Source organism: Colwellia sp. 1_MG-2023 (assembly GCF_030546755.1).
Lineage (GTDB): Bacteria > Pseudomonadota > Gammaproteobacteria > Enterobacterales > Alteromonadaceae > Thalassotalea_H.
Map to the genome: position 1 here is coordinate 24644 of NZ_JAUOPE010000014.1, position 20498 is coordinate 45141.

General features: G+C 35.8%; 14 protein-coding genes. 5 read left to right on the plus strand and 9 right to left on the minus strand.

What is annotated here, in order from left to right; all coding sequences use genetic code 11:
* Positions 1 to 66 precede the first annotated feature (66 nt).
* The 3 genes from Q4493_RS14775 (at position 67) to Q4493_RS14785 (ending at position 3067) form a co-directional block, all read left to right on the plus strand.
* Positions 67 to 1224, plus strand: a complete 1158-nt coding sequence (locus Q4493_RS14775; RefSeq protein WP_303454188.1) for a serine hydrolase — start codon at positions 67 to 69, stop codon at positions 1222 to 1224.
* Positions 1214 to 2458 (plus strand): S41 family peptidase, encoded by a 1245-nt coding sequence (locus Q4493_RS14780; RefSeq protein WP_303454192.1) that lies wholly within the window; start codon positions 1214 to 1216, stop codon positions 2456 to 2458. Before Q4493_RS14775 ends, Q4493_RS14780 begins: the two co-directional genes overlap by 11 nt.
* Before the next feature lie 90 nt (positions 2459 to 2548).
* Positions 2549 to 3067 carry a hypothetical protein gene (locus tag Q4493_RS14785; RefSeq protein WP_303454195.1) on the plus strand — a complete coding sequence of 173 codons (519 nt, stop codon included), beginning with the start codon at positions 2549 to 2551 and terminating at the stop codon, positions 3065 to 3067.
* A 350-nt stretch (positions 3068 to 3417) separates the two neighbouring features.
* Here Q4493_RS14785 and Q4493_RS14790 read toward each other — a convergent pair whose 3' ends face one another.
* Positions 3418 to 4005, minus strand: a complete 588-nt coding sequence (locus tag Q4493_RS14790) for a porin (protein WP_303454197.1) — start codon at positions 4003 to 4005, stop codon at positions 3418 to 3420.
* Positions 4006 to 4266: 261 nt separating this feature from the next.
* Here Q4493_RS14790 and Q4493_RS14795 point away from each other — a divergent pair, with 261 nt between their 5' ends.
* The gene (locus tag Q4493_RS14795; protein ID WP_303454199.1) at positions 4267 to 4692 is read left to right on the plus strand and encodes a hypothetical protein; all 426 of its coding nucleotides are present in this window, start codon (positions 4267 to 4269) and stop codon (positions 4690 to 4692) included.
* A gap of 669 nt (positions 4693 to 5361) precedes the next feature.
* On the opposite strand, the gene Q4493_RS14800 is transcribed toward Q4493_RS14795, so the two are convergent.
* From Q4493_RS14800 to Q4493_RS14820, 5 genes are all read right to left on the minus strand, one after another.
* The gene (locus Q4493_RS14800; protein ID WP_303454201.1) at positions 5362 to 6558 is read right to left on the minus strand and encodes a PLP-dependent aspartate aminotransferase family protein; all 1197 of its coding nucleotides are present in this window, start codon (positions 6556 to 6558) and stop codon (positions 5362 to 5364) included.
* Entirely contained in the window at positions 6548 to 8029 is a 1482-nt protein-coding gene (locus tag Q4493_RS14805) for a Na+/H+ antiporter NhaC family protein (protein WP_303454204.1), read from the minus strand. The genes Q4493_RS14800 and Q4493_RS14805 overlap by 11 nt, the downstream gene beginning before the upstream one ends.
* An 81-nt stretch (positions 8030 to 8110) precedes the next feature.
* Positions 8111 to 10069: a glycoside hydrolase family 97 protein gene (locus Q4493_RS14810; protein WP_303454206.1), complete on the minus strand. Its 1959-nt coding sequence runs from the start codon at positions 10067 to 10069 to the stop codon at positions 8111 to 8113.
* A gap of 74 nt (positions 10070 to 10143) precedes the next feature.
* Complete coding sequence (locus Q4493_RS14815; RefSeq protein WP_303454208.1) at positions 10144 to 12183, minus strand: hypothetical protein; 2040 nt, start codon at positions 12181 to 12183, stop codon at positions 10144 to 10146.
* A 142-nt stretch (positions 12184 to 12325) separates the two neighbouring features.
* Complete coding sequence (locus Q4493_RS14820; RefSeq protein WP_303454211.1) at positions 12326 to 13219, minus strand: AraC family transcriptional regulator; 894 nt, start codon at positions 13217 to 13219, stop codon at positions 12326 to 12328.
* 308 nt (positions 13220 to 13527) lie between these two features.
* Here Q4493_RS14820 and Q4493_RS14825 point away from each other — a divergent pair, with 308 nt between their 5' ends.
* On the plus strand, positions 13528 to 16308 hold the full coding sequence (locus tag Q4493_RS14825) for a TonB-dependent receptor (RefSeq protein WP_303454214.1): 2781 nt from the start codon (positions 13528 to 13530) through the stop codon (positions 16306 to 16308).
* Between the two features lie 133 nt (positions 16309 to 16441).
* On the opposite strand, the gene Q4493_RS14830 is transcribed toward Q4493_RS14825, so the two are convergent.
* The 3 genes from Q4493_RS14830 to Q4493_RS14840 form a co-directional block, all read right to left on the minus strand.
* The gene (locus tag Q4493_RS14830) at positions 16442 to 17044 is read right to left on the minus strand and encodes a phospholipid-binding protein MlaC (protein ID WP_303454216.1); all 603 of its coding nucleotides are present in this window, start codon (positions 17042 to 17044) and stop codon (positions 16442 to 16444) included.
* Positions 17045 to 17194: 150 nt separating this feature from the next.
* Positions 17195 to 17779 (minus strand): TetR/AcrR family transcriptional regulator, encoded by a 585-nt coding sequence (locus Q4493_RS14835; RefSeq protein WP_303454218.1) that lies wholly within the window; start codon positions 17777 to 17779, stop codon positions 17195 to 17197.
* A gap of 295 nt (positions 17780 to 18074) precedes the next feature.
* Entirely contained in the window at positions 18075 to 20438 is a 2364-nt protein-coding gene (locus Q4493_RS14840; protein WP_303454221.1) for a hypothetical protein, read from the minus strand.
* Positions 20439 to 20498 lie beyond the last annotated feature (60 nt).

Below are 20498 nucleotides of genomic sequence, written 5' to 3' on the forward strand. Positions count from 1 at the left end.
AAAAGGTATTACAGGTTGTGTGCTTTGCACACTTTCAAACCATACATAAATTGCGGGAGATAATGTATGAACGCTTTTATTACTCTTGTTTTTGGTCTCCTATTTACACTATCTATTGAAGCGAGTGGCTGGAGATCTCTTCAAGATGAAATACAAACGCTTTTTACTGAAACAATGGCAAATTCAAACATTCGCAGTGCAACATGGGCAGTATATTCGCCTTCAAAGCATATTGATTTTAGCTTTGCAACTGGAGCGTTAGAAAGCAGCGATAAGGTATCTAAAGCTAGTTCGTTTTATGTTGCAAGTATTGGTAAAACATTTACGGCAACGGCTATTGCCATGCTATACGAGCAAGGTCGTTTAAACCTAAGCGATAAAATAAGCAAATATTTACCTGATGAAGTTGTCAGTGGAATACATTTCTTTCAAGGCAAAGATTATTCTCATGAAATAACTATTGCGCACCTTCTGCAACATACATCAGGACTTCCCGACTACTTTGAGGGAAAAACTATCGATGGCAGTGCTAATGCGATGGCCTTATTGTTTTCAAATACAGAAAAGCTTTGGACGCCAAAGGAGATATTGAATATAGCAAAACAGCGAATGAAGCCACTTTTTAAACCAGGAACAGGTTATCGATATAGTGATACAGGCTATATTTTACTAGGTTTGATAATAGAACGTGTGAGTGGAATGCACTTGCATGATTTTTTTAAGCAAGAGATTTTTATGCCTCTTAACATGAGTCATACATACATGCATTTGCGCGCTAAGCCTATTTTACCAACATCTAGAATGACTAACATTTATGTTGATAACGTGGAAATATCGACATTCAAAAGCTTAAGTTTAGATTGGGCCGGAGGAGGGTTAGTGTCTACCGCTAAAGATCTCAATAGGTTTCAACTAGCGCTTTACGGGAATAATTTTCTCAGTCAAAACACTTTAAACAAAATGCAAGTATGGGTTCCAGAAAGCAAAGGTATTTATTATGGTTTTGGCTTACGAAAAGTACTTATAAGTGAACGATTTTCTTCAGGACCAGACTTATCCATTATTGGTCACACAGGAAGCACATCTTCGTTTATGTTTTATTGCCCTCGTTTAGATGTCTACCTGGCAGGCACATTCAACCAAACTAGCCAAGTTAAACAGTCAATTTTGGCACCAATTAAAATATTATCTTACATACAAAGGAGCGTCGAAAATGAAAAGTAAATTCATAATTGGTTTAGTTTTTATATCAAGTATTGCTTTCGCACAGAACACGCGAAAGGAGCAATGGCAGTCTGATTTGGCTCTCTACCAACAAGCATTAGAAAGTAATCATATTGATTTATATCATCAAATCGATAAACCAAGCTTTGAGAGCAAACTCAATACTATTAGTGAATCAATCGAGGAATTGTCGGATTGGGAAGTTGCTTTAAAACTTATGCGACTGACGCGAAAAATTGGTGATGGACATACTGCTGTTTCTTTCGCAAATTGGCAAACACCAACATTTCCAATATCGGTAAAAAAAATCAGTAACAAATGGCGCGTCGTGAAAGTATCAACAGATAAAAAGGAATTATTGGGGGCGAGATTAGAAAGTATAGATGGAATAAACATCGATGAGATAGAGAGAAAGCTTTCTAATGTAGCTCAATATGTTGAAAACTCTCACTCTGAAGTGGTTCGCATTGGTAACTATATGCCTATTAGTGAGCTACTTTACGCGTTGAAAATTACTCAGTCTTCTCAAGAAGCGGTCTTTGGGTTGGTAACAGCCGAAGGTAAAAAGCTTAGTTTAACATTGAAAGCTTTACTTAATAGTGAAATAGCTCAGCAGCGATTCGAACACTTAAGCATTCACAGTTCAGCGGTTGAAAAACCTAAAAATACTGACTTTGATTACCTATGGTATACAAACATTGAAGATACGAAAGCAACTTACATTCGTTTTGATAATTATCCTAGTTTCGAAGAGATGGTGGGTTTTGTTGAAAAATTAATTGAGTTTACAACGCAAAATCAAAGTCAACAATTAATCATTGATTTACGAAACAATGGCGGAGGAGACCTATATATTGGCTTGGTGTTAGCGAACGCCTTAAACCTTGTTGATAGCATAGATTGGAAAAATGGGGTGTATGTACTTACAAGTGGGGTAACTTTCTCTGCGGGGGCAAGTAACGCCGCACTTTTCCGTCAGTTACTTAATGCACAAGTGGTAGGTACGCCAACGGGTTCAAACCCAACTGGCTATCAAGACATGGGGGAATTTGTTTTGCCAAATTCTAAGCTGCGTATTACCTATTCAAAACGATTGTTCCGAATTCAAGAAGTGATAACTGAAGGAGTACAACCAGATAAACTGATAAAACATGATTGGGAAAGTTACTCATTAGGCGTAGATAATGTGCTAAATGAAGTGATCGAGAAACTTACCCAGCCGCACGAATCATAGTAACTAGCATATGGCAAAGGCTACAAAAAAAGTATCAAGTATTTTAACTCAATTATTGAGTACTATTACCCACATGGAGAATTTAGAAATATGATTAGAAAATTAGCTTTTATCCCCCTTTTATCGATTATGATAGGTGCACATGCCGATGAAAATACATTTATTAAACCGGTGCAGTTTTCTTTTGGTAGTACATTAGAGGAAGTTAGGGGGGAAATAGATAAAGAATGTTTATCCATTGAAATTCAAAATATAACCCCTATCACTGCCCCGTTAGCTAAAACGTCACAAACTCAAATTAATTGCTCAGGCTTTATGTATGGCGGACAGGCAAGAAATGTTGAATTAGTCTTTCAAGACGATCAGTTAGATATCGTATGGATCTTATTTCCAAAAGAAGAAAAGCAAACATTTATATCGAGTTTTAAAACATTGTATGGTGAGCCAACGATGGAGATCGATTATGGTGCTATTTTCCTTCAAGCAAATGCAGCGATTCGAAATGAACCCTCTGAAGTATTATTTGCATCCAATCGTCAAGTTAAGGTGATGATGAGTATACTAAAACAACAATTAGCAAAACCTGAAAGTAGTCAGTTGTTGCCCTAATGAAGCGCTATATGTCTAGTAAAAATATAATTTTGTATTGGTATTAAACGATTAGCGCCCATAAGAGATTATGCGGTAAAGACGTTGTCTACATATCGGAATATTGATATTGCTCGCTTTAGGGATTTAATCAACAAAGTGATTCAGATACTGAAAGGCATTATCGATTTCTACAAATCAACAATTTAAACACTAATTTTGGTTGTTCAGTTTTTACTAAGTAAATAATATCTTCTGACTTAATTACGCTTTGGCGATAAATCAATTTTTGATTTAACGCCAAAGCGCATAGAAAAATGCATTATTTATCGAAAGGAAAAGCGAACCTATTTATGTTCGCTTTCATGTGCCTAGAAAGCGTATCGTAAAAATAAACTGAGTGCATCAGAGTCAGAATATTTAACGTACTCAGTACCTAGAGATAGTTTACCAAAAGCATAGTTACCACCAAGGTGATAGGCTTTTTGATTTGGGGCATCTTTTGTGTTTTGAACTTCCAATCCAGCGTATAAGTTTATATCTTGAGCAACAGTGTAATGAATAAAGCCACTACCACCGTAATAGTCAACATCAAAACCAGTGTGGCCATTGTTATTGCTTAATTTAGCCTCAATGTTACCGTAGTTTGCACGTACATCGAAATGTATATGTTCAGAAAACGGGATGATGTAACCCAAACTTGCACTCCAGCGGTTTTCTTCGAGCTTAATACCATCTTTTGTATCATTAAGATCGCGGTAGCGGAGTTCACCAAACACGTTTTGCCAACGTTTGCTAGTACGCACTTCAAAACCAGTTAACCCAAATTGGTCGATATCTGAGTATTCCGATTTGACGATTCCATGTGCTTGCAAAAAGTCATAATCTTGCGAAGCATTAGCTGAAAGCCCACCTAAAGATAACGCAATGATTGAGAGAGTTGACGCTATAGATTTCATATTCTTCCTTTAAATTTGTTTATTAAGTAAAGTGAAGGTAAAGATATCAAGCTGAAAGTGAACAAAAGGTGAATAATATTAGTCAATATAAAAAATACTAAGTAATTATTACTTTGCTATTAGCAGTAAAGAGGTAAGGCTTGAACGGGGTTAAGAAAAAGTGCAACATTTTACCTTTATTTGACCGTCATAGAGATACATTTGTACACCTTCAAGATTTATTGATAGTTAATTTATCAATTTGTATCAAATGGATTTTCTATGAAAAAAACACTATTTATTTTAGCTTTAATTCCGTTTATATCTACTGCTGGCGAGTATGAAACTACGATTGGAATAGGCCATCAATACGGTGGCATTATTGGAGCTCAACTAGGTTACAAAACAACATCCACCAAATACTATGCGGCAATTGGTGCTGTAGGTTTTGCATTGGGCGCCCAAACTACATTTAGCGATGAAAAAAAACATACATACGGCTTTGTGGTTGGCAAAGAAAGTATTCAGGCCGAAGACGGTTTTATGTTTTTGACTTATGATTACCATCATAACGGATTTGAAAATAATGGTTTTGTCATGGGGGCTGGTTTTGGTTTTACTAGAGCTGATGAATATCATTGGTTCGCCGATAGAGGAGAAATTGAAACTACACCATTTATTACGTTAAACTTTGGATATAAATTTTAAATCAGTTTTATAGATTGTAAAAATTGAAAACTGTAATAAACAATAAATCACCGGTGAACCCAACTATGTTAGAAACTGCTTGAATCTGTGGGTGGTTTCTAACATTAATCCGTTGTCTTGCTTTCAAGTGAATAAACTTAAATCACTTTAATAACAATGAATTAAGTTTATTATGTAAATTAGCTTATCTTTTGGGTCGGGGCACGTTTTTCCAAATATCTGTAATAATCAAAAGTAACGTTTTTTACAGCGATAAGGTGCAATTTAAATTCTTGTAACTCGCTTTGGGGGGCGAAAGTGAGTTAGTAGTAAGACCCTAATTCATCAAGAATTAAGCTTATCAAGTTCAACACTTACTATTTAATTCAGATAATTTATAGAGTAAGGCGGGTATTCTCGACAGGAACATAAGAGGCAGTTCGAGTTTATGAAATTCTGTCTAGCTATCTAAATTAATATCAATTCATATTTGGTTCATCACTGGATCATTTTCAGCGTAAAACTGTCCTTTTTAGTTTTAGACTGAAAATTAAATATCTTGAAATTATGGACTATTTGCGACAGTACCATCCTCGCATGGCATTCGAATCTCTCCTTCACGGCCATTCTTTTTATTGATATCCCATACACCACGCTTTTGTTTTAAAAGTATTTAAAGCGGTAAAGTGTTTATATCAATGCTAACGATTCCGTTAAATCAGCTATTAAATCTTCTACATTTTCTAAACCAATTGATATGCGCATATCATTCAATGAAATGGCCATTTTTTTGAACTGTTCAGGATTTTGTTCTTTCAAGCCACTTATTGCAGGCGCATAAATTAAACTTTCGTGTCCTCCCCAGCTTACGCCGATTTGAAATAAGTTAAGTCCATTAAAGAAGGTTTTAATTTGTGTTAAATCTGTAGTTTTCAGTTGAAAGCTCATCAAACCACTAAAACCTGACATTTGTTGTTTTGCTAATTTATATTGAGGAAAACTTGTTAAACCTGGGTAATTTACTTTGGCAACTTTAGGATGACGCTCTAAAAATTGTGCGATTTTTAAGGCACTTTTTTGATGACGTTCCATACGTAAATCTAATGTTCGTAAACTTCTTAACAGAAACCATGCTTCCATTGGTGCCATTTTTGCTCCTAGAAGCTCATATTCTCGAACATGAATTGCATTGATTAATTTTTCACTGCCGATCAATATGCCAGAAACAATATCACTATGTCCGCCAAGATATTTTGAACAAGAGTGAATTTCTAAATCGATTCCTAGATTTAATGGTTTTTGGAACAAGGGCGTTGCCCAAGTATTATCTATCGCCGTGGCAATATCATGTTGTTTCGCTAAGGCAGATATTTTCGCTAAATCTTGTAGTGAGAACACCACAGAAGATGGGCTTTCTAAATAGATTAGTTTGGTATTGGGTTTTATTTTTGCAGCAATTTCGTCAATATCAGTACCACTGACATAACTCACTTCAATATTCATTTTAGGAATTAAAAAATCATTAATTAAACTGATTGAAGGACCATAAATATTATTTAAGGTAATAATATGATCGTTTGCTGATAAAAAGTGCAACATGCCGGCAGAAACGGCAGCCATACCAGAAGCTAGTAATTTCGCTTTTTCTCCGTGGGCTAATGTGGCTATTTTTTCTTCTACTAATGCAACGGTCGGGTTTTTTCCTCGTGTATAAATAGCATTATTAATTTTGTCATTAAAAGCCGTTTCAATAGCTTCCCAGTTTTCAAAGGTAAATAATGAGTTTTGATAGATTGGGGAGATAACCGCGCCATAAGGATCACTTATTTTAGTTGCGGTGGTTTTATCACAATTCATTAATGTTTGATGGTGATATTTATTTTCCATGAACAGTTGTTTCCTTAAACCATGCGATACCCAAGAAGGCAAAAATAAATGCCAACGGAATATTTATTAAAGATAATAATTGCCAATGCCAATACTCTTGAACTGAAATACCTAAGGTCGCGTAAATAAATACTGCCGTTGTACTCCAGGGGATCAGACTTTCGATCATAGTGCCGGTATCTTCTAAAGAACGCGAAAGTACTTTTCTAGATATGTTAAATTGGTCATATTTATGGCTAAACGCTTCACCGACGATAAAACTGTTTGCATATTGACTAGAGGTCATCGAGTTTGTAATAGCAGAAGCAAATAAAGAGGTAACCACTAAAGAAGAAGAGCGTTTAATACGTGAGAGCAAGCGATTGATAATTGTTGGTATCGCATTTATACAGTCGATGGAGCCGACATAAATAAAAACTAAAATGGTAATAATAATAGGTTCATTTAAGGCGTATAAGCCGCCACGATTAAATAATACGCCAATATGCGGCGGTAATGCGGCAAGCTTATTAGGATCTGCCATGGAAATGTCAAATCCTTTGTAGATGGTTTGAATGATATCATTAACACTAAATGCTTGTAGTATAAAGGCTAATAAGCATGCGCAAATAGAGGATAAAACTAGTACTGGCAGCGGTGGTTTATGTTTTATTGAGCCTATTAAAATAATCATAGGTGGTAATAAAAGTAACCAATGAAAAGAGAATAGTGCTGATATTCCCTGTAAAGTTTGCGATAAGATGTCAATACTTGGGGCGGAAGTAATGTCATTGCTCGCGGAATTCGTTAATGCTACTAAATCTAGTTGTGCTGGATAGATAAAATCAAGGATAAAAAAACTTAACCCTGCCAACATTGCGGAAGGGAGTGTGGTAAACATCATCGAATGGATATGCTGATATAAATCAACGTTGACCACCATTGCGGCAATATTTGTGGTATCGGATAATGGTGACATTTTATCACCAAAATATGCGCCGCCAACTATTGCTCCTGTTACTATCGCTAAATCTGCGTTGATGACATTCGCAACCGTTATCAAAACTAAACCTATCGTGGCAATCGAACCCCAAGACGTTCCTGTGCATAAAGAGAAAAATATCGGCGCGATAAAGGCGATAAAGTAGATATGATCAACAGAAATTATTTTTAATGCGTAGTAAATTAACATGGGAATCGTGCCAGAAATAATCCAACTACCAATTAATAAACCAATTGCAAATAACAATAAGAGTGTCGGGATAGCTTGGCTAAGTTTGGCCGCGATTGCCTGTTGTATTTCAATCCAACTAAATCCTAAAATAAATAACTGGTTAATCGCAACAATAGCCGCACATAAAAATACAATTTCTAACGGCAACGCAGGCTGATTTAAAAACAGCGGGCGGATCACTAAACCATACAATACCGGGATCAGCAGGGCAGCCGCTGCTATTAGTGCTTGTGTAAATTTATTGTGCTTTACATTCATTCATCACCATATGGTTTCATTTCTGTTATTCAAATGTCGCGATTACTTGTTTGCTTAACTTTATTCATTTAACTAGCTCATTTAATCTTGTTTAGTTAAACGAGCAACCCAGCCACCATTAGGGGCGAGTTTGATTTTGATTTTACTCTTGCTATTTACGAGTTGAGTTTTGGTTTGATAATCACTGGCAAAGGTATCGGCATTAATTCCGTCTGCAAAACTTTCCATTTGGTAATCACTATGGCTTAAGAAAGAAAGGGTGATGGAAAATTCTCGTTCTTGACCATTTCCCATAACGCCAATAAACCATTCATCGTTTAATCGTCTAGCGATAATAATATGATCGGACAGCTTTGCTGAGAGTACGCTTGTTTCATCCCAAACAGTTGGTATTTTACTAATAAAGTTTGTTGTTTCGTGTTCTTTTAAATAATTAGATGGACTGTCGGCTAACATTTGTAACGGTGATTCAAAAATGACATACATCGCCATTTGATGCACTCGAGTGGTTTTACTCATTGGGCGATTAAAGATTATTCGAAAATTCTCTGGCTGACTATTTATCATTGCTCCTGGAGTATAGTCCATAGGACCGGCTAACTGTCGAATAAAAGGCAAAGTCAGGTTGTGCTCTGCCGTGATGTAATCAGCCCATTTATTGTGCTCTAATCCTCTTACCCCTTCACGGGTAATAACATTAGGAAAAGTTCTTCTTAAACCGGCAGGTTTATATGAACCATGAAAATTAACCAGTAATTTATGTTTCGCTGCTTTTTCAGCTACTTTCCAATAATATTGCACCATAGTTTGATCATCACGCTGCATAAAATCGACTTTTATGCCTGCAGCACCCCATTTAGCAAATTCGTCCAGGGCATGGTCTAAGTTATTTTCTAAGGTTTTCCAAATTACCCATAAAATTACTTCCACGTTTTTTGTCTTACCGTAGGCAATAATTTCTTTGACATCAATTTCATTTTTTATATTTAACACATCGTCTAAGTGATGCCAGCCTTCATCTAAGATGATATATTCAAGGCCATATTTGGCCGCAAAATCAATATAGTATTTGTAGGTTTGAGTATTTATTCCGGCCTTAAAATTAACGTTATATAGATTATTAGCGTTCCACCAATCCCAAGCGACTTTACCTGGCTTTATCCATGAGGGGTCTATCGCTAGTTCATCAGCTAATAAATAAGAGAGTTGATTGGTTAGTAAATCAGCATCATTTTGTCCAACCGCAAAAACACGCCAAGGAAAATCTCGACCATTTTTTAACTGACTTTTCGCTAAATAATTGGCACGTGAAATAATTTTTTCGTTACGATCTGAGCCTTTTTTAGGTTCACTTTGTAAAACGCTTTTCGGAAAAGTGCCATGTAAAGCGTTATCGTTAGATCCTTTAATCCACATGCCTGGGTAATCGCGTAAAGCGGTTTCTGTAAATACGACTTTCGCAATCTCAGCATCAACTAATAGTGGTAAACTAGCAAATTGTTCATCACTTATGTCTTGCAATTGTTTGGGTAAATATAAGCGTTCGTTATGGGAGATAAAGCTTGTTTCTTCAGGAAATAAAACCTGGTGGTTTTTTGCAAAATTCACTGCTACAACTTCATTGGTCACTTCTATAACCCCTGATTTTGTTGTCGAGAAACGATAAGCTAAACCTTGATTATATAATCGGAAAGTGATGCTTTTTTTATCGTTTAACCTTAAAACTATTTCATTATAGTGTTCAGTAATCTTTTGCGATTTTTGCTTTACGTGTGGTGTTAACACACGGTTGACGGTATTTCTATCAAGACTGACAACCGCTAACTTAGTGGTGAGATCATCATTTCTAAAATTAAGTTCAGCAAATGAATCGTTAATAATAGGGGTTTTATTTAATGACAGTGAATAGGATATTTTTTGTTTGATATTTACGATTAACGCTAATTTACCATCGGGTGAACTTAACTGATAACTGTCGGCATGGGCAAACCCCATGAAAAAGCACACCGTAACAAGCATGCGTTGAAGCGCAGTGAACATAGTATTATTACCTGAAAATCAAAGGGTGAGTAAAATCACCCTTTATTGTTGGACGAAACAAAAATAGTTAAACATTAAAAACTATATGTTATTGGCGATAAGCCATCCCACTTAATTTCTTTTGTGTGACCATTATCTTGATTAATTGAGATAATAAATTTATCTTCTGAGCGTTGAACGCAAACATCAAAGTTTTCGTCAAATGCTCTAATGTTGTTTAAACACATATTATTCCAACCACTTGGTAGGTAAGGTGCTAAATTAAAGCGTTTGAAACCTGTAGGTTCAATACCAAAAATGCCTTCCGTTACAACCCGCGCATATAATGAACTTTCTGCCGATAAATGCCGTTGATTTCCTTCTGGCCAAGCTTCTACTGCATAAGGCACATGTTCACCTAATAAACGCTTGCGCGAATAATATTTAAAATAACGCATTGCAGTATCGGTTTCTTGGGCAGAAAAAATACCTCTGAAAGCATACAAGGTTGCCCGATCCCAAAATGTTTTATTGCCTGCTTCACTATAGATGCCGTCGGCACTCCAAAGTTTATCAGACAATAAAGCATCTAATGTGCCTTGTTTACGGTCGAAAATTCCAAAGGTTAATGGCAAGGCAATCCATGCTCTAAGTTTGTCATTTCCCTCATAATATTGATAAGTGTCATAACCTTGTACATTGGCACCGAAATAACCTTCAATATCGCTACGCAATGCTAACGCTCGTTGTTGATAATCTTCTGCAATAGCATTACGACCCAGTTCAATATTTAAATGAGCAGATGAAATTAATGCGCCATAAGTCAGCATATTTGTACTTAAATTAACATCACCTGATGGAAAACGACCTTCTAATTCATCACTATCCGAAGCAATAACGCCATCTTTGGTTTGTTTGTTAAAGCTATAAGTAATGCACCAGTCAATGAGGGGTAACAGTTCTTTAGCTTGAGCTTTATCTGCTTTGGCTAAGGCATACCGGCTAGCGCCATAAGCGATCATTGCACAATCACCACGATCGCCGGCACCATCCCAAATATCATCGCCTTCAGCAATAATGGATGAAGGGATCCATTTTCCTTCATCGTTCATGAAGCGTGCAAAATGTCTGAAGCTATTTATCGCTGATTCATTACCCGTATCATCTCCTAAAAAGGGGAAAAAAGGATTGATATATTCGGCTTGGTCATTCGCCCAAATTGCCGCGTAATAACGGCCGCCTCCAGGAGCGTGCATTAACCCGCCTTTTGTTCTAAAAATACTTTCGGCTGAGCGTAGTTTGGCAAAATCGAACATCTTATTGATAATAGGATCGGGCGTAATCAGCTGAAGATTTTCTTGTAAACTGGCGACATATAACTGACGTTTTACAATTTCTTGTGTGCCATTAAATTCATTGGGTTGTCCTGATTTAGTGGCAACATATTGCACGGTAATATTGACAGATTCAGCTTTTGCTAATTCTACTTTCGTTACACCATCGCTTTTAGCGGTAATAGTATAAACACCATATACACCTTTATCGGCAGCTGTTTTTACCGAGTAATTCAGTGTTTTACTATCTATCGTAATAGGTTTGTTGCCGTGATTAATTAATTGTAATTGTTCGATCATCACAGGCTTCGTCGTGCTAGGCGATAAGATGCGTGTTAACGTAACTTCTTGCCCAATATCACTTGTTAAAGTAAGCACACCATCAAATTTTACTTGCTTTAGTTGTTCTTGCTCGATGATTTGACCATTAATCGCAATAGTGGGTGATATAGCGAGAGGAAAATCATGAATTAAACTTGCATGTGTGTCATTAGGAATGGTGCGAAGCATCGGCCAAACTAATTTACGGTTTAGTGATAAATTACCGTGCTCATCACTTCCATAATAAATAATTGCCGAGATTTGCTCGCCGCTAAACTCTAAGTGGTCTTCATGACTATCTTTGACTTGCCAGTGAATTGCATTTTCAGATAGCTGCCAACGATCCGCTAAGGTATTAGCTAAACTTTCTAGTGACTTTTGTGCACTTTCTTTAGTAGCTGTGCTTTCCGCTGTTTGTTCACCACTAGAACAAGCTGCCAGTAATGAAAAAGATGTGATTAATATTATAAGTCTTAACAAATCAAATACCTCAAAGTTGATTGCACAGAATGCAGATTGGTTATATTGAAGCACTTACTTGTTAAAAAAACTTACTATAAATAAACAATAAACTCCTAAAAAACACTTTTTATTGGTGCGATAATTTATTTTATTTCACTGATTAGGCACTGAGCTTAGCGTTAAAAGCATTTTGCCTAAACTGTAACGGTGTCATATTAAATTCTCGATGAAAAATATCATAAAAACGACTTACAGAGCCAAAGCCAGCTTCTAACGCTATATTTAATACTGCTTTATTCGTATCAATTAATAAGGCTTGCGCATGCTGTAAACGTAATTTGTTAGTGTATTGTTTTATCGATATTTTCATCACTTGATTAAATAACTTCATCGCATAATTTGGATGCAAGCCCGTATGTTGTGCAACATTCTCTATGGTGATTTTTTGATCGTAATTGTCCGCTATAAATTTTAAAATCGTGTGTATATGAGGTAAACCACTGACTAACGATTTTCGATCTAATTTTTTATCATTATTTGAAAGATTAAATAAACTGTATGTTTCAAGCGACATTCGCCGAATTCTGTTTCGAATTTCATCAACTACTTGTAATTTTAGTGATTCTTGGTTTTTCGATAGGTCATTCTCCCACATAAATGTTAGTGGGTGATCGGTTGGGTGTAGTCGATCAGCAACTAATACCTCACCGTTAAGAATCTCATCAATAAATTTATTCGGTAACTTCCAGGATAAAAAGGCTTGTAGTGGAATATAAATATTTACCATTTCACCTACTCCTTTAGAAGCAATCATTTGATGAGGAATTGAAGCCCAGAAAATGATCATTCTTCCTTCCGGGACACTGATTTTCTTACCATTGATTAAATAGTCTGCTGAGCAATTAAATAAATAATTAATTTCAATATGGCCATGCCAATGGCTATATTCCATTATCTCAGGCTTATGCCTTTGAAAGCCAAAATTATGCTCTTGTCCTTGTATTTCTAGAGGACTATTTTCATTAAATACAATTCTATTTACCCAATCATTCATCATTATTTCCTTCTTTATAGCATGATTGAAATTACGTTAAATTTTCTATAAAAACAAACCAAATACTAGATTATGGGAATTAAATGTATATTTTCAGGATGATTGCTTTGAAGCCACTATTCATAAAGTAAATGGCAATTTATGGTGAAGTAAAGATTATTAAATAATAAGAACTAGCACTTTTTTAGGAAGCTAAGCAAATTCAACTAGCGCTATATATTAACCAGCAAATATTCCAAATATAACTTTATTTGCCTTGATGCTAACAAAATAACAATACAATGCTGACAAATATAGGACTAGAAAACATGAAACCTAAATACCTTGCATATGCGATAAGTGCAGCTTTAGCTACTTCGGCTACAGCCTTTGCGACAGAAAAAGATACAAGTACAGAAGAAGAAATTGAAGTCATTCAAGTCACGGGCGTATTAAGTAGTTTAAAAGAAGCCCAAGAAATTAAAAAAATGTCAAATAATGTGATTGATGTGCTTGTTGCTGAAGATATTGGTAAATTTCCTGACTCAAATGTTGCAGAAGCGATGCAACGTATACCAGGGGTAAGTGTTTCTCGTGTTCATGGGGAAGGGCAGAAAGTGACCATTCGCGGATTAACCGGAGACTACAATGTAACCACGCTTAATGGACGTAAAATCGCTTCTGAAACCGTAGGTCGTGATTTTAATTATGACTTAATCGCCTCTGAACTTATCGGCGGTATTCAAGTGAACAAAACTCAAGCGGCACATCTTTCAGAAGGCGGCATAGGTGCGATAATTAATATTGAAACGCTCAAGCCATTAGATATTGGCAGCACCATAGCAGGCTCTGTAGAGGGCTATTATAATGAACGTTCTGAGCAAACAAGCCCACAAGCTTCTTTTCTGATCAGTGATACCTTTGCTAATGAAGAGTTCGGTGTGTTGTTTACGATGAATCACACAGAGTCAAAAACACGATTCGATAGCCATTCAGCTCAATGGGGTTGGGGTGAATGGAGTATGAATGATCTTGTTCCAGGGTCAGATCCTGAAGAAACTGTACGTTTTCCCAATTGGCCAAATATCACCGTTAGTACTGACGACCGCCAGCGAACAGGTGGTACGTTAGGGCTTCAATGGCGGCCAACCGCTGATCTTGACATTAATTTCGATGCGCTTTACACCAAGTATGAAATTGTCTCTACCGGCCATATGATTTCCTTAGCGCTCTTTGAAGGAACCAACCGCGATAATATTCAAAATATAACGATAGGCGAAAATGGCTTAGGCAATAGTATTACAATTGGTGAGCCTGGAAATATGGACTCTCCTGCTATTGCTGAATTATTAGAAGATCAACACCCAAGAGAAAGTGATACTTATCAACTAGGGATAAATGTTAATTACGTATTTGATAATTTTAACTTTAATTTTGATGCCGCTTACTCAGAAGCCGAAGATGCATCTGCAGAGGAAAGTTGGATTGTCGTTCGAACGGCAATCGATACATTAACCATGAATTGGGATAACGGCGAGCAAGTTCCCGATATTACTTTTGGTGACACGGTACTTGATGAACATATCGATTATGGTGCTTGGTATACACGTTTACAGGGCGATAAAGTAAAAGACAAAACTGCTCGATTAGTTTTTGACGGCAGCTATGAGCCTAATGAAAGTATTATTTCGCAAATATTATTTGGTACTGGTTATAACATGCAAGATAAAGGTAAAACCTTTTGGAATCAAAAAAATGCAAGTGCCTATACATCTGATGATTTTAGCATCATAGATGCCCCCGCCAGTGAAATGATCACGATTAATGGCAACCCTATGTGGGGACCTTTACCTGCTTCAGCATTAAACCCAAGCTCTTTCAGTAATTTTATGGGAGGCTCTGGCGCTAATTTACCTGATTCATGGGCAGGTATAAATATTGATGGCTTGTTTGATTATTACCGTTCACTTGATAATGAAGCTTTCGAAGAATATCTTGTGCCTCGTCCATCATTAGAAGGGGGGAATACCTATGGGGTAAAAGAAGAAACCATTCACGCTTATGTTGAAGTGATTATTGAAGATGAAATGTTTGGCTTGCCTTATATGCTTGATTTAGGTTTACGTTATATTCAAACGGATGTTGAGTCATGGGGCTATTCGCAAAACCCAGCAAATATTGCTTTTGATGCAAATGGTGTTATTACCGAAGCACATAAAGCAACCGGTTATGTAGAGTTCAATGGTGATTATGATAAGTTATTACCAAGCATGAACTTTAAAATTTCATTAACCGATGAAGTGGTATTTCGAGTTGCTTTATCTGAAGCAATGTCCCGTCCTCCATTAACTAATTTATCGCCAGTAACATCGATTTGGCAAGACGAAACTACGCTTAAAAATGGTTTATATCAGAATGATCCAGGGTTAGAGCCTTACTATGCGGAACAGTTTGATACGGCGATTGAATGGTATTATAGCGATTCGGGAACATTAAATTTTGCGACATTTTATAAAGAGTTGCATGGTTTTGTCGATTATCAACCAAGCCAACAAACCATAGCAGGGCAATCGTTTGAAGTTACTAGTCCTTATAATGATGATGAAAATTCTTCGCGAATTCGTGGCTATGAAATTAATTGGTTGCAAACCTTTGATGAATTTCTTCCTGAGTCTTTTGCAGGCTTTGGAGTTTCAGCCAACTATACTTTTAATAACTCAACATCAGGGCAATATGATGCTGATAATAATGAATTACCTTTTAAAGGGTTATCAGAACATCAATATAATATTGTCGCTTTCTATGAAAAACACGGTTTAATGGTGAATCTTGCCTATAATTATCGTTCAGAATACAGTTTAGGCACCGTATGGAGCCCTAAAATGCCAAGCTGGGCGGAAGCTGCGGTAGAAACTTTAGAAGTTGATGAATGGGGTGCACTTGATTTAAGTGCAAGCTACGAAATTAATGAAAATGTTAGTATTACTTTTGATGGGAATAACCTGTTAGATCCTGATTTTGTTCAATATATCGATGGTGATAAAGGGTTTGTTGATTACATTTCTAGTTGGGGACGTAGTTATCGTGCTGGCATTCGAGTTAAATTTTAAGTTCTTTCATGCATTTTAATTTACAGGGATTATTTATCCGTATATCGTTGCCCACAATATAAATTGTGGGCTTTTTATTAGGTAAAATTTAACCAATGTAGCCATGTTTAACTGTTTAAACACCGTTAAAAAGCTACTTAGTAATTGACGCTAATTCTAGTGTGACTTGGTCAATACCATATTTGGCGATTCTTCCTTTAAATTCGGCTTGTTTACTGCTTAATAACGAAATGCCTTCGACGATTAAATCGTAGGCTTTCCATTGACCTGTCTTTTTATTTTTACGCATTTGAAAAGTCAGGTGAATATCAGGTTTGTTGTTATCGACAATTCTTGCATTAACAGATGCCATTTTATCTGAACTTTTTACATTGCCTTTTTCATATATAACCTTTTGATTATTATATTGATTTAAAGCTGAAGCATACGTTCTTATTAAATAATGGCGCATCGATTGGGTAAACTTCTGTCGCTGTTCTTTTGTTGAACTTTTTAAGTGCTTACCTAATATTTTAAACGAGGCATATTTATAATCCACCGAAGGGATTAACTCTTGTTCAACAATTTCACGCATTAATTCTGGAAACTTTTTTAATTCTTGCTGGCTACTCGCAATGCGACCAAATAACCGGTCACCGACCGATTTAATTTCTTGATAGGGCGATAATGGTAATTGATTAGCTGCTTGTAGATTGAAAGCTAAAAATAGAATTAGTAGAGCCGTAAATTTTTTCACAGGATGACCTTCGAAATAGCAAAGAGTTAATATGAGGTATTCTACATACCGACCACTCGGTCTGTAAATGTTTTTTTAATATTTAATTGCTACTTTATTATTCGTAAATAGCATATCAATGAGATGATGGGAGAATAAGATTGATTGATTTTACTTTTTTAATTGCCTGATGTAGCGGCAAAGCTCGGCATTAACTTTACTCGATAGTTCTTTATTTTTTGCACTTTTACTCAAGCTTGTGGAACCATGAAAGCAAGAAACAATGAAATACGCCACTTGGTTGAAATCGAGTTCATCTCTTAATTGGCTTGCAACACGTTGTAGGTTAACGGCAATTAAATGATTGAGTTGTTGTTGCATATTGAGAATTCTTAAACGGAAACCTTCATCGATACCTGACATTTCTTGGCAAAGGTTATTGAGAGGGCAGCCACAAATGACTTCGTCACAGCTCATTTCATTCGACATGTTTTCAAAGAAGTCGCACAGGCTTTCAATGGGATCATCTGTTTCAACTGCTGGTGCCCACATCGATAAAAACATCGGCGTGTATATTTCTTCAAATACGGCATAACCTAATTCCATTTTATTTTCGAAATGGTGATATAAACAGCCTTTAGAAATATTACAGCGTTTTAGGATGATAGAAAGACTGGTAGCGGTGAATCCATTGTGATGGATTTCATCGGCACTAACTTCTAATATTTTTTGACGTGTTTGTTCTGCATCTCTCATATCGAAAACCTCATCATTCGATAAAAACATTCTAACCAACCAAGCGGTTTGTTACTAGCGTTATTTTACTTATTTGTACAAGTGTTCTGAAAATTGCAATAGAAAGCTAGTTATTTGCTTAATAAATTCAGGACGCTTTTCATAAGCAATTTTGCTAATACTCAGTTGGTCAATAAGCATCATTAGCTGTCTATAGCTTCAATCGCCTAGATAGTTCATCCATCATCCATCATCTCTGCATTTTTTATATGCTCAAGAGTTAGCTTTTTTTATTACGTTACTTTAATTACTCATTTCAGTTTTCAGAAGGTGTGATTTCGATATATTTATTCTTCGTACTTTTTGGTTTTATGTAAATCTGCTTATCAAGGTTAAGCCTTTCGAAGTGTTTTCGTAATGCGCCTTGAAATTGACTATCAATTTTACCTAGTTCATCCCAATAGATATAATCTTGTCCTTCATTGTTGAAATAGCTAAGAAAAGTGCCATAGTGCTTTTCCAAGTGTTCAAGGGGGGTTTTTATTTCTGGCGTTTTTTTATATTTTGGAAGAGCCTCTAAACCACACCAAGCTTTATTAATATAATCAAGAACTTTTAATCTCTTGCTAAAAGTAAGTTTAAGTGCAAATTCTCTTAATTCTTCTTCTGGTTGATATGAATATGTGCGGTTATTTTCATAACACCATTCTTCTTTTAGTTTTTCAAACGCAAGCTTTTGAGCAAGCCCCAATTCCATAGAGTCTATGAATGCCTTAGTTATAAAGGCATATGGATTGATCGTTGAATCAATGCCAATATTAAAAAATAGTCTTTGTTTTATTGTTGTACTTAATTTTAATAATTGTTCTTCTATTGCTTTAGTCACTGCTTTTTCAGCATTTTCTCGGTTTGCGTAATATGGATCGCCTATTGAAGCATCAAAGAAAATAGAATTTTGAGAAGAGGTAATATTAAAGCCTATGTTTGCAAATTTTAGATTTGCGTTTATTAGGTCATCCGTTGGAGTTAACATGACTTTGAAAAATGGAAACAAGTAGCACAGTCCTTCTAGCTCATAATTTATGAGATTAGTGACTTCAAAAATTTGCTCATTACTTTGCTCTTCCTGCCTTGAGTTGAACAAGCTAAGAATTGCATTTTGTATTATGTGTTTAATTTGATCTAGATAAGCCTGCCAATAGTTTTTTCGAAGATTAGACTTTATTTCTTTAGATAAGAATTGAGTTAGATAAAAAGCGTGATCCCAAATTCCTGAATCGAGATCTGATTCGTTTCCATCTTCCACTTGTAAGATGTGACTCGCAGTCATTGGAACTTTTCCGGAGATAAAAATGGGGAAAGTTATTAAAGCTAAGGATGTTTTTTCTCGGTCATCGGTGCCAGGAGATAAACCTTCAAAAATGTAATGTTGTATAACTAACTGAAGTAAGCCTATTGAACATCTGTCAGAGTCATTTAATGAGTAATTTTGAAAAGGAGAAGCGTCTGAAAATGGATATCTAATGTGTATTAAACCAGTCGAAAGAACCGGATCTGCAAAGCTTCTAGCATTATTACTTGTATCTTTTAGATAAAGGTCTAGTAAGTTTTTAACTCCACCATCAGGGAAGCCATTTAATATTTCACCGGTATCAGGGTGTACCGTGTGTTTATCGCATAATATATCTAAAAATAATTTGTCATATTTTTGCGCAAATTCTTTTGTATCTTTGCTGCTTAAATCAGGGTAGCTCTTGATTTTATTTAATGGAAAAAATGAGGCTCCTTTGTTCTTAAACCCTTGCCTAAAGTGAATTAGATAACTACGTAAATCTCGAAATTGTTCGTCACTTGCAACGATTCTAGTGTCGAAAGGATAACCTTTAAACGCTTGGTGAGTTTGGTTACCAATAGTTCTAGGCTTTGACTTAGGTCCTTTTATTTGTTTTTGGTAAAAAACAATGTTTGGTAAGTTTGATATCGATTTACTTTCGTTGAGCTTTTTAACTTTTTTAGAAAAATTTCTTACTTTTTCAGAATATGCTGACTTTAGAATGTTTTGATTTATCTTTGCTAGCTGACCTTCACTGAATGTGACATTTGTCTCCGTGTTGTATTGGGGATAGTCACTGATTATAGAATTGAAGTGCTGTTCAATTCCTTCATGGACAGATCTGCTAAACTCATCGGAAATTCCTTTGATCTGAGTGTTGTGAAATGTGAAGTAAGTGAAAAATATATTGATTAACTCTCGGATCCTTTCTGTACTTTCTCTGAGATTACCGCCTTGAATAGGACTAACATGGATGAACTGTAGCTCTTTTGTTTTCTTCGATTGATAAATCTGAAAGACAATAAGTTCATATTCGCAAATGCTATTGGGTAAAGCGAAAATAGCAAAGGCGGTGCCTGATTTCTCAGCCAGTTTACTCGCTTCTTTATTCAATTGTTTACCGTGTTGGTCACTGTCTATATATGTTTTTATTTCTCCCTTCTTTTTGTTATGAATTGCGAATGTGAGCGGATGCTGACATAAGATCATTATCTTATTTAACAATTCGACAGGGTGAATGTTCTGATTTTCTTTCCTGAGAAAAAATTCTTGGATAAATGAAGAAATCACAAGATCAACACGCCTTCTAAGTTCTTCATAGTTATCGTGTCCTAAAGTATTAGACATAAAGCACCTTTAAGTAATTGAATTAAATCGATTTATATTTATCTTTGTTGTATTTCTCTT